Here is a 9,708-nt window from a genome sequence, read left to right as displayed (position 1 = left end):
TCAGTTATCAGTAACCAGTTGAATGGTGGATCATTGTTAACTTTAGAGAACGATCTTAGACAGTTCGATCGCCTGGAAATGGATCGCTATACCCGGATTTCTCACAAATTAATTTGAAAGCCCAATCCAGAGATGAAAAATGATAATTTTTAGGACTAATAGAAATTTTGAATATAGATGAATAAAAAAATTGACTTTGATTATCCAAAAATTGAGTTTAAGAGGGAATAATTATATTAACTTTTGATTTTCTCCACGATAAATAAGACTAAATGAAAGTATCAGTCAGTCAACAACTTATGATAGATATCTTTTTTAAAAAACAACTTATTCTACTTATCCCGTATTAGGAATAGTTTTAATTTTTTTGTTAGCAATAGACAAAATATCTTGATAAGGACAAGCACTAGCTATAGCGATAATAATTCTTCTACAACTAATCTTTATTCTGGCTCCCAACTTAAGAAGATTTAGACGTATTCTTCCCACAGTTGCTTTAGCCAATGAAGTTTTTTTTAAACAGTGTTGACGAAAAGCATTTATGAGAACATAAGCCCAGGAATGTATCCATAATCTTAGTTGATTACTTTGAAATGTTTGAGTTGAAGTTCTATCAGCTGACAAGTCTAATTGTTGTTCTTTAATCCGATTTTCCATCTCGCCTCTCGGACAGTATTTTTTTGTATAAAGTTTTGAGGGTGGAATTTTTGAAGCGGGCAAAGATGTCACCACATGGCACATTTTTAAGCCATCACTTCCATAACAAACTTTTGTCACTACTCTTCTTTGACAACTCCATGACTTTTCTGTTTTATAACGAATAGAGCGATACCAAGTAGAAATTGGTACTAATTTTTTAACTTCTTCTAAATCTTCTTTTTTCTGAAATAAACTATCCATTAATTCAGTTATTGGAGCTAGTTTTTTTTTCATATTCATGTTTGGCTTTTTCAATTACATCATCCGCTCGTAACTTAAGAACGCCATTTGTTCCCATAGCTATAACATAATCAACTAAAGGCTGATTTCCACAAAAATAGAAGATTTCTTCACGGGCATAGGCACTATCACCCCTAACTAGGATATGAGTCTCTGACCATTTTTCTCTAATTAGTCCGATAATTCTTTGTAATTCGTCTAAGGCTCCATCGGCTGGATCTACATTAGATGAACGAAGTTTAGCAACTAATAAATGATGCCCACAGAAAATATATGAAGGAGCATAACATACTCCGTGATAATAACTATTAAAAAATGCCCCTTCTTGATTACCATGTACTTGGTCATCCGTGACATCCATATCTAATATAATACTTAAGGGAGGTTTTTTATAAGACTCTAAAAAAAATTCGACAAAAGATTTTTCAATGGCTTCAAAGTTGGGTTCTATTTTATGATAACGACTCGTTTTTTGGTCGAGAATAGTCTCAGGACAATATTCCAATCTATTAATTGTACTTTTTCCAGCTAACCATCCCTTTTTATCTTCAAGTTCATTAAGCTTTTCTAAAGCGATCTTAAGGGCAGGATCGTGACGTAATTTATCATGGTCATTGACATCTTCATAGCCTAAAATAATTCCATAAAGCCTTTGTGCTAATAACTCATGAACGGAATGATCTACATAAGATTGATGACGATGATCTTGAAAACAGTTACCAAACTTCTCCGTAATTCCCAGTTTTTTATCCAACTCAGCTATCCAGACAATCCCCGCATCTGAAGTGATTAGTCCCCCATCAAAATTAGCGATTATTTCTTTTCCTTTCTGTTTACTAAAGTTGATTACTTGACGAGGGGTTCGGGGATGACTGGGACTCATTAAATTAGTTTAAGGTAAATTGCTTTAATAATTAAATTATAGCATATTTTATTCTAACAATCTAGTACTATTAGAGATTTTATTAATAATTTTTTTGGAAAAATGAGTGATTGATTTATCTTTTCATCTTTGTCTAATTCGGGTTGATTTTAACTTAAAATCTGACAACAGACTGTTGGTTGGGGAAATCTGCGATCGCTCTGTTCAAACCCACTTCCTGTAAGGCTTCTGTGTTTGGCGATCGCAGATTTTGTGAGAAATTCGGGTGAAGGGAATATCTTAGAAATTTGGCAAGGGTTAGAACTGCAAATTATTAAACATAAAAATGCCGATGATCCTTGGATTTCTAACCTATTACCCCCCTATTTAGAGCGTAATCTGAAGAAAGTTGTCCCCAATGCTAATCTAACTGTAATTATCGATGAAGATGCCACCGTAGAACGCCGCGTAAGAAGCGATCGCACCCTACAAAAATTGTCACACCATATCGTCACCCGACGAACAGACGGTAAGCCAGAAATCACCTCAGAGAAGGTTTGCGTCTCCCATACGGGTGCATTGACCCTAGTAGTAAGGGGGGAAGCGGCTGTGATATAGAACCTGTTACAGAGCGTTCTAGAACGGTTTGGCACGATCTCTTAGGGACCCATTATTTAGCCTTAGCAGACATGATTACTGCTGATAAGGGAGAATCTCTCAATGTCTCTGCTACCCGTATTTGGACGGCTAAAGAGTGCCTGAAAAAAGCTGAAATGATGGTGGATGCACCGTTAATATTGATGAGCCGTAAAGATAATTCTCAGATGGTTTGTTTGAGGGTGGGCAAGACAGTTATTTGTACGTTTTTGGTAAGGGTTAAAGGGTTTGAAATGCCGTTGGTTTTTGCTATTTTAGTCGATGAAGAGAAAGAAATTGACCGAGGCTCCTGCCTTATTGTAGAGGAGAATCCTATTTTTACATAGAGATTTAATTAGCACTATTATTGATATAGTAATCGAGAAGAAAATACTTTTTTAGCAAAAAAATAAACCCCATTAAAAGGAGGCAGGAGTTGAAAGGCACTCAGCAGGAGGCCGGTATAGATGGGGATTTTAACCCACATCTAACCGGAGACCACCAAATCGAAGATTTTGGTGGGGGACTTAAACCCGATTGGGCGAGGCACAAAGGCTTTACTTTAACTAAAAATCTTCCCTCCTGCCTCCTGCCCCCTGCCTTCTGCCTCGCCCGAAGGGCTGTTAAACGGAGTTTAGATCCTTCAGCAGTAGTTGATTATTTTCTAAATTAATTAATTTTAAATTAGCTTGATGAGCTTAATTTGATCTAAAAAGTGTACTCTAAGCTTTTTTAAGAAAAGTTTTTGCTAAACCGGAAAGTCCTAATCCAACCAATGCTAAGGTTAAAGAAGGTTCAGGTATCAGTGGTTTTTCAGCTATATTCCAATTATCAGGATTAAAGGTCTCAAAATCATCTCCAAAATTAGCCGTTGTACTAAAAAAATTGTTGGTAGTAGATATAAAAATACCATTGGTGCCACAAATAACTGAGGTATCATCACAAGTACCGAAGTTCATAAATGTCCCATCCAATGTAACAATTGTCGGGTTACTTGTATTACCAAACTCATCACTAACAGTAGGGGTTTCAGGAAGATCAACTCCATCTAACTGACTCATAAAAACAGATGTTACATTGATCGTATTCTCATCTCCTTGAACTTCTCCCTCTAACATTCCAGTGTAAACGTCTCCACCTCCTGTGGTGTAAGACCAATTAAAGACAGCAGCAAAAGCAGCATTTGTAGACCCCAATAATGATGTAGTTGTTCCCGCAAAAATAGCTAAGGATGTTAAAACTTTTTTCATAACTTTATTACCCAAAAGAATAGTCATTGCTCATTGTAGAAAAAAAAAAAATTATGCAACTATTATGATATTTTCTGGTGCAAACTGTTGATTATCTTGTAGTTTCCAGCTTTTTATCTCAGTCACTTTACCCTTCCTTAAAGAAGCAATAATATAGGAATAGTCAGGCCAAGCAATTTCACGATCAAAAGCCGATGGAATGGCGGGATGATCGGGATGAGAATGGTAAATGCCAATAATATTTAAGTTGCGATCGCGTATTTCTTTTTGGACTTGTAATAAAACATAAGGATCAATACTAAAACGATTTTTTCTACTTAAAGGTTGATGCTCAGAACTCACTGCATTCTCAAAACCTTCCATTATGTTAGGAGTCCAGGCATTCTCGGTTTCTCGAACTTCTATCACCCGTGGATGATCTCCTTCAATGGTTCCCAGTAACAAACCACAGCATTCTTCGGGATAACTTGTTTGAGCATGGGTTTCAATTTGTTGGAGTTGAGAGGGAGAAAGATAAATCATAATAAATAGGGGGTCATTCTCCAGGAAAGCTAAAATAAACATAGAGAGGTTGACTATTTTTGAGAAAACTTTGTCATAATTTTAGGTAGGGAACCCTGTGACTATGGAAAAATAAAAATATTATGCGTATTAAACAGTTATTTGTCTCTGTTGGACTATTAATCTTAGGTGGCGGTCTAGGACTTTGGGGAAGCCGCTATCTGATGCAAACCCCTCAAGAATTGACCAGTGAAACCCCAACAGTGGTTCCCTCCAACCTCAAACCTTTTCCTTTCCCTGCCAAATCTTCCCCACAAACAAATTCAAACTTTATTGCTAAAGTAGCACAAAAAGTCGGTCCAGCCGTAGTTCGTATCGACGCAACCAGAGAGGTTTCTGGACAAATGGGAGAAAACTTTGAACATCCCTTCTTTCGTCGTTTCTTTGATGACGAGAGTCCCATTCCCAGAGAACAGATCGAACGAGGAACGGGGTCAGGATTTATTTTAACCCCCGATGGCAAGTTATTAACCAATGCTCATGTGGTAGATGGCACCAAAGAAGTCAAAGTTACCCTCAACGATGGTCAAGTATATAAAGGAAAAGTCTTGGGAACCGATTCCATGACAGATGTAGCGGTGGTGAAAATTGAGGCCGAAAACTTACCCACAGTGGACATAGGCAACGCCGAACAACTCAACCCCGGAGAATGGGCAATCGCTATTGGGAACCCTCTAGGACTGGATAATACAGTCACAGTAGGGATTATTAGTGCTTTAAGCCGATCTAGTTCAGAGGTAGGAGTACCAGATAAACGAGTTAGGTTCATTCAAACCGATGCAGCTATCAACCCAGGAAACTCTGGGGGGCCTTTGCTCAATGCTCAAGGTCAAGTCGTCGGTATAAATACAGCTATTCGGGCCGACGCTCAAGGATTAGGCTTTGCCATTCCCATTGAAACAGCACAAAGGGTGGCTAACCAGTTATTAATCGACGGGAAAGCAGACCATCCTTATCTGGGTATCCACATGATCACTCTCAACCCAGAATTACGCAAAGAACTCAATCAAGAGAAACAATTACCGTTTAAAGTCACTGAAAATGAAGGAGTTTTGGTGGTGCGAGTTGTTGATGGTTCCCCGGCACAAAAAGGAGGGTTTGAGCAAGGAGATATTATTCTTAAAGTTGGGGGGCAACCAGTTAGTAAAGCAGTTGAAGTGCAAGAACAAGTAGAACTTAGCACCATTGGGGAAACTTTAGCCGTTGAGGTTATGCGTGAAAGTAAACCTGTCACTTTAAAAGTGTCACCTGGTTCTTTTCCCACAAAATAATTAACAATTAACAGTTAACAATTAACAATGGATAATTGGTTTTTTCCTACAGACAAGAGGATTATATTTTTGTTTTTTCTCTTGGAAATAAAAGATTTTTAACTGTCCATTGTCCATTGTCCATTATCCATTAATCACCCTGCCATAATAGGCCATCGCCCTTTGACTTTGCCAGGCCCACATTTGATCCCCTAAAGAAAAGTGCCACCACTCCCCAGGATGCCGTAGAAACCCAACTTGAGTCATGATGTGGTTGAGGAGTTCTCGTCTTTGATGGTAAATTTTTCCCTTGCTATCTATCTGGTTAGCATAATAATCGGGGTGCGATCGCTGGGATAATTCATCAATCTCTCCCCCCATATCTAATAGTTGACCTTGATCATCCATCAAGGTAATATCAACGGCTGCTCCGGTACTATGGGGAGGTGGTGTTCCTAAATCATCACTGGGTACTGCCCAAATTTGATAAACTTGTTGCCAAAGATTTTCTTGTTGCTCAGGAGATAATTGTTCTAAGTTTAGTCCCTTTTCTTGTAGTAGAAATGTAAAGGTATAATCTACCATGAATCTTTGTACAGCAACGGGACGATAAGCATCAAAAATGTGAATTTTCCATCCGAGATACTGTTGTTGTAAATTTCTTTGCGCTTCTATCAGTGTTTCTATAACTCGGGATCGTAAATAGTAGGGAGATTTCTGCCCATAAGAAGCTCCTAACTTTTGGTAAGGGTGAGGTTTTTCTACGGAAAAGCGTTCTAAAGGAATGGAAATCAGGGCTTCACCACAATCTTGAATGGGAATACTTTGATAGGGTTTCATGCAGTTATTACGTAATTAGACTTAAGTTAAAATTGGCTCTATATTAAAGAAAAGGTCTAAAAAACTGAGAATAAATCCGTAGCTTTACCATTCCTTTATATTAGCAACCTGTTTATACTTATGTTTATTAGAGACGTGAAATAATGGAATTATGAGCCATGACTGTTAATATCATTCCTTATCAACAACCTCAAGATTTCAATAAAAAATTAGTGATGCTTGATTTATCCCAAAAGTATCATCATTACTATTGAATTTTGTGATTATGAAACAGATGAAGCTACAATATAGTCTATGTGAAAAATTTACTATAAGGGATATTCCTTTTCCAGCATCATGATTTATCTTGACTCTGCCATCATTAGTGACGCAAAAATAGCCAGACAATACGGATGGGTAAAAGGTATCACCACCAACCCAACCTTACTAGGAAAAAGTGACTTATCCCCAGGAGAAACCTTACAACAGTTAGCTAATCTAAGTCCCGGTGAACTCTACTATCAACTAACAGCAACCGAAGCTGAAAAAATGATAGCCGAAGGGAAAAAAGCACATCAACTAATTGGGGAAAAAACAGTCTTAAAAATTCCTGCCACAACTATAGGTTTTCAGGTGACAGCCACATTATCTCCCCAGATACCTTGCGCTGTTACCGCCATTTATAGTGGCGCACAAGCAGCCATTGCCAAAGAAGCAGGAGCTAAATATGCCATTGCTTATGTTAACCGTGCAACCAGATTACTAGGAGACGGTTTGGCCTTAGTTAAACAGATGGCTAAAGTGTTAGAAGGGAGTAAGACTGAAATTTTAGCAGCTAGTTTAAAATCACCCCAAGAAGCTGCGGATGCTCTACAGGCAGGGGCGCATCATTTAACCATTCCCTTAGACATTTTAAAGGCTATGACTACTCATGAATTCTCAGAAAAAACCGTAGTAGAATTTAACGAAAAAGGTCAAGGAATTTAACAATAATCTACTAATTACTTGAGTGTCATCAAATAGCTAAAAACATGAAATCTGAAAAACAGATAATTCTGACAGTCACTGTCTTATTTACTACGGTTTTTCTTGGGTCTCTTTGTTTATTAATAGCAAGTCCCCAGGTAGCCATTCTCTGCTCTTTATTACTCCCCTGTACTGTGTTGTCTTACCTCTTTCCTCGATGGGGTTTATTAACTTTTTTGATTTACTTACCCTTAGGTGGAACCATTACTTATGGGGTAGCAGGTGTTTTTCAAGCTTTTGGTAGAGGGATTCGTTTTACAGGTTCCTATTCTTTGTTTCATCTAGCGAAAGATGCTTTTTATTTACCTGCTTTAATAGGGATTTTAATTCATTATAAAGTATGGAAAAAGAATTCATTAAAATTACGGTCATTAATGATTGTAATTGCTTTATTTGTCTTCACTTGTTTGCTGACTTTCTTTTTCGTCAATATTCCGGCAGATGCTACCAATGCCAAAGATAAAATTACTTTAATGGGGCTTGTAGGCTTAAAAGTATGGTTGGGTTATATTCCCTTAATTCTTTGTGCTTACTATTGTTTGAATAATCAAAAAAATCTATTATTATTTAACCGTTTTTTACTACTTCTCATCCTTATTGCTTGTAGCTTATGTCTCATTCAATACTTGTTTTTAGTTCATGGTATTTGTCCAGGAAGCACTGATTTGCCTGAACCTTCCAATACTTCTGCTAGTTTACGCGCTCAATGTTTTGTAGGAGGTTCTTTATTATTTAACCCCGGAAAAAACTTAATTAGATTACCAGGAACATTTGTGGCACCTTGGCAATGGGCTTGGTTTTTGATTGCCAGTAGCTTCATTAGTTATGGTGTTAGTTTCAGCGAACCTTCTCGCCTCTGGAAAGGTCTAGGTTTTGTGACTATAATAGCTGTCTTAGTTGCCACTTTAATTTCAGGACAAAGAACAGCCTTATTATTAGTACCTATTATTTATTTAGTCCTCTTACTGATAACCCAGAAAAGAGATAAAAATTTATTAGTTAAGTTAGTAATTCTCTTTATTGTAAGTATAATAATTAGTACACAGATCGGTTTAGTTGATGAAAGGATCGCTAACTTTATTCAACGTTGGCAATACTCACCCCCTCAAGAATTTATCGTTAAGCAAATACGCTGGATAACCAGTAATTACATTACTTTATTGGGCAACGGACTAGGGAAAACAGCAAGTGCTGCTCATCGTTTAGGTTCTATTACATTGGTGGAAACTTTTCCTGCTCAAATTATCTATGAAATCGGAATTTTAGGATATTTAGTATTTTTAAGCCTTGTCACAACCCTAACGATTCTAACTTTTAAAGCCTATCGTTCACTCAAAACTCCTGCTTTGCGTGGATTAGGATTATGCTTATGGGCTTTTATCCTCTTTATTAGTTACAATCCTTATTATTACCCTCTAGCTGTCGATCCCGTTGCTGTTTATTATTGGTTTATTGCAGGAATGTTATTCAAGTTACCTGTCTTGGAACGTAATTGCTCACCGCAATAAAGAATCTGTCTTGACAACATAAAGGTAAAATCGGGGATTTTTATGTATAGTGGGGGTTATGACCACAAATGCTACCATTGATTCAAAGCTAGTTAGAGCTATCGCCGATGAACAGTTGGCGAACAATGTCTTCATGATTGAGTGGCTAGTCAAGGCACAACAACAGTTATCTCTTCAACAAAGACTGATTGACCAGCAACAACAACAAATCTCTACACAACAGCAAGAAATTGAAAAATTGAAAGAAGAGAGAGATAAGCTAAAAAACCGTAACTCAAAAAACAGTTCAGTCCCCCCATCATCAGACCCACTAAAAAAGCCTTCTGACAAAAAGAAACGCAAAAAAGGATTTAAACGCGGACCAAAATATGACCACCTAGGGAAGACCCGTAATGGTTTTGGTCAGCCCGATAAGATAGTCCCTTTAGAACTAGAAAACTGTCCTGTTTGTGGGGGTTCAGTGGAACGAGATGAAGTAGTTCCCGAAAAAGTCCAGCAAGTGGCTGAAGTAGTAGACCAACCCATAGAAATCAGGGAATATCGTCGCGGATTCTATAAATGTCCTAGTTGTGGATGGTCAGATTACAGTCCTGTTCCATTGGGAGTTAAAGAAGGATTCAGTTATGGGGCGCGATTAAGTAGCATCGTGGGCTGGCTTGGCTATGGGGGTAATCTTACATGGCGTAAACCAGGAACCTTTTATAGAGTATGTCTTTGGGCATTCCCATTTCCAAGGGAACCCTTGCCAAAAGCCCCAAATGGGTTTCAAGAAAATTTTAAAACCCTGGAACCCAAAAGTGGGTTAAAAGTAACTTCCGGCCCCCCGGGAAATCCCAATGTGTTTGAACAAAACCCGT

At 37.8% G+C, this 9,708-nt stretch carries 8 protein-coding genes and 2 pseudogenes; 6 read left to right on the top strand and 4 right to left on the bottom strand.

Annotation, left to right across the window (positions count from 1 at the left end; genetic code table 11):
* Positions 1–336: 336 nt before the first annotated feature.
* A pseudogene (locus tag CWATDRAFT_RS36360) lies at positions 337–1,822 on the bottom strand (IS1380-like element ISCwa5 family transposase).
* 252 nt (positions 1,823–2,074) lie between these two features.
* Here CWATDRAFT_RS36360 and CWATDRAFT_RS26950 point away from each other — a divergent pair.
* Together CWATDRAFT_RS26950 and CWATDRAFT_RS26945 are read left to right on the top strand one after the other, a co-directional pair.
* Positions 2,075–2,419 (top strand): hypothetical protein, encoded by a 345-nt coding sequence (locus CWATDRAFT_RS26950; protein WP_198139043.1) that lies wholly within the window; start codon positions 2,075–2,077, stop codon positions 2,417–2,419.
* Positions 2,420–2,490: 71 nt separating this feature from the next.
* Positions 2,491–2,784 carry a hypothetical protein gene (locus CWATDRAFT_RS26945; RefSeq protein WP_042712557.1) on the top strand — a complete coding sequence of 98 codons (294 nt, stop codon included), beginning with the start codon at positions 2,491–2,493 and terminating at the stop codon, positions 2,782–2,784.
* A gap of 375 nt (positions 2,785–3,159) precedes the next feature.
* Here CWATDRAFT_RS26945 and CWATDRAFT_RS26935 read toward each other — a convergent pair whose 3' ends face one another.
* Positions 3,160–3,687: a PEP-CTERM sorting domain-containing protein gene (locus tag CWATDRAFT_RS26935; protein ID WP_007307962.1), complete on the bottom strand. Its 528-nt coding sequence runs from the start codon at positions 3,685–3,687 to the stop codon at positions 3,160–3,162.
* A gap of 51 nt (positions 3,688–3,738) precedes the next feature.
* Positions 3,739–4,251, bottom strand: coding sequence for a M67 family metallopeptidase (locus tag CWATDRAFT_RS26930; protein ID WP_007307961.1), 513 nt, complete (start codon positions 4,249–4,251; stop codon positions 3,739–3,741).
* An 80-nt stretch (positions 4,252–4,331) separates the two neighbouring features.
* Here CWATDRAFT_RS26930 and CWATDRAFT_RS26925 point away from each other — a divergent pair, with 80 nt between their 5' ends.
* Positions 4,332–5,519 (top strand): HhoA/HhoB/HtrA family serine endopeptidase, encoded by a 1,188-nt coding sequence (locus tag CWATDRAFT_RS26925; RefSeq protein ID WP_042712555.1) that lies wholly within the window; start codon positions 4,332–4,334, stop codon positions 5,517–5,519.
* A 123-nt stretch (positions 5,520–5,642) separates the two neighbouring features.
* Here CWATDRAFT_RS26925 and CWATDRAFT_RS26920 read toward each other — a convergent pair whose 3' ends face one another.
* Positions 5,643–6,338 (bottom strand): M15 family metallopeptidase, encoded by a 696-nt coding sequence (locus CWATDRAFT_RS26920; RefSeq protein ID WP_007307960.1) that lies wholly within the window; start codon positions 6,336–6,338, stop codon positions 5,643–5,645.
* Between the two features lie 336 nt (positions 6,339–6,674).
* Between CWATDRAFT_RS26920 and CWATDRAFT_RS26915 the strand changes: the two genes are divergently transcribed.
* From CWATDRAFT_RS26915 to CWATDRAFT_RS26905, 3 genes and pseudogenes are all read left to right on the top strand, one after another.
* Complete coding sequence (locus tag CWATDRAFT_RS26915) at positions 6,675–7,304, top strand: transaldolase family protein (protein WP_007307968.1); 630 nt, start codon at positions 6,675–6,677, stop codon at positions 7,302–7,304.
* A gap of 215 nt (positions 7,305–7,519) precedes the next feature.
* The gene (locus tag CWATDRAFT_RS26910) at positions 7,520–8,851 is read left to right on the top strand and encodes a hypothetical protein (protein WP_232287212.1); all 1,332 of its coding nucleotides are present in this window, start codon (positions 7,520–7,522) and stop codon (positions 8,849–8,851) included.
* Between the two features lie 49 nt (positions 8,852–8,900).
* Positions 8,901–9,658 (top strand): annotated as a pseudogene (locus CWATDRAFT_RS26905) (DUF6444 domain-containing protein); the annotation flags it as partial.
* Between the last annotated feature and the right edge of the window lie 50 nt (positions 9,659–9,708).

The sequence above is a fragment of the Crocosphaera watsonii WH 8501 genome (assembly GCF_000167195.1).
Taxonomy (GTDB): Bacteria; Cyanobacteriota; Cyanobacteriia; order Cyanobacteriales; family Microcystaceae; genus Crocosphaera; species Crocosphaera watsonii.
Note: the sequence above shows the minus strand (reverse complement) of the source record. Positions and strands in the feature narration are given on the sequence as shown.